The sequence below is a fragment of the Corallococcus praedator genome (assembly GCF_003612125.1).
GTDB classification, from domain to species: Bacteria; Myxococcota; Myxococcia; order Myxococcales; family Myxococcaceae; genus Corallococcus; species Corallococcus praedator.
Genome location: NZ_RAWI01000765.1, coordinates 1 through 1,194, shown reverse-complemented (window position 1 = coordinate 1,194; position 1,194 = coordinate 1). Strand labels below are relative to the sequence as shown.

Here is a 1,194-nt window from a genome sequence, read left to right as displayed (position 1 = left end):
ACCGGCCGGCCTTCATCAGCTCGACGACCCGCTCACGGAACTCCGGAGGGTATGGGGGGCGTGACTTCGGCATCGTGGGACCCTTTTCGCACAGCGGGTGGGACTCCACGAAACCGGGGCAACTTCAAACACCTGCACCGCGGCGACGTCATCGTCGCCAAGCTCGTCGGCAAGCGCGTACAGTAGGACAGCAGGGCGCGCATCGGCAAAGGCCGTGAGCGAGTCGAAGCCGCGCGCGCGGACTCGTTCGTACAGGCGTGCCTTCCAGTTCCCCTGCCACGAACGTCCGTCGGTCATCGGCTGCTGTCCTTCGTGAAGTTCTGTGGGACGAAGTGGCGACGTCGCAACTGGTGCGACGCCCTACCAACTGGCGAGGCCACCGCTGCCGGTCAGACTTCTTCGTCAGGTAGAAGCGTGCGGAGCAACTCATCGTCGGGACCGAGCGGACGCCAGCCGGGCGGCGGCGGGGCGGCAAGGAGCGCATCGCTGGCTTGGTCTACGCGCTCTTGATGGGTTTCCGGTGTGTAACCACTCCATCGACCGAGTGCTATGGCAACGTCCATACGGGTTCCGTCGTCCATCACGGTCGGCCAGCCGTCAGGGAAGTCGTCGGACAACTCGCGCACGAGCACATCGCGCACAAGACGTGTGACTTGCCTGCGCTGCTCTGCCTCTGCAAGCAGCCCGCTGAACACCTGCACCGCGGCGACATCGTCTTCACCAAGCTCGTCGGCCAACCTATGTAATGGAACGGCAGGGCGCGCCTCCGCAAAGGCGGTGAGCGTGTCGTAACCACGCTCGCGGACCCGCTCATACAGGCGGGCTCTCACGTCGCCCGCCCACGGATGCCGAGCGCTCATGGGCCCCTCCAGGAGACGAAGTTCATTGGGAGCTTATAGTCCTTCATGTGCTTTGCGACGAGCTTCAGGACGGCATCCCGCGTCAGCATCCGGCCGGCTCGTGCCTCGGCTTTGAGTAACTCGTGCATAAGAGACTGGTTCCATTCACCGGGCCATGTGCGACCCAACTTCCAGTTCCCCCCGCCGTGAATCGCCTCATGGTGGGCCTGCTCCAACCGGATGCAGAACTGGTCAATGTCCATGTCGCCCTTGAAGCCGCGCTGCTCGAACCACTCGCGGTGCTCTTGCGGCAGCACATGGTGTTTCGGAGCGTCCGACATGCCCGCCCCCGCCC

General features: G+C 64.4%; 2 protein-coding genes and 1 pseudogene. All 3 read right to left on the bottom strand.

Features of this window, described 5'->3' with window-relative positions; all coding sequences use genetic code 11:
- Positions 1 to 126: 126 nt before the first annotated feature.
- A pseudogene (locus tag D7Y13_RS48505) lies at positions 127 to 297 on the bottom strand (NUDIX hydrolase); the annotation flags it as partial.
- A 92-nt stretch (positions 298 to 389) separates the two neighbouring features.
- Complete coding sequence (locus D7Y13_RS41585; protein WP_120585828.1) at positions 390 to 860, bottom strand: NUDIX hydrolase; 471 nt, start codon at positions 858 to 860, stop codon at positions 390 to 392.
- On the bottom strand, positions 857 to 1,194 hold a 338-nt coding region (locus D7Y13_RS41580), incomplete at its 5' end, for a DUF2380 domain-containing protein (RefSeq protein ID WP_120631065.1). The genes D7Y13_RS41580 and D7Y13_RS41585, both read right to left, overlap by 4 nt.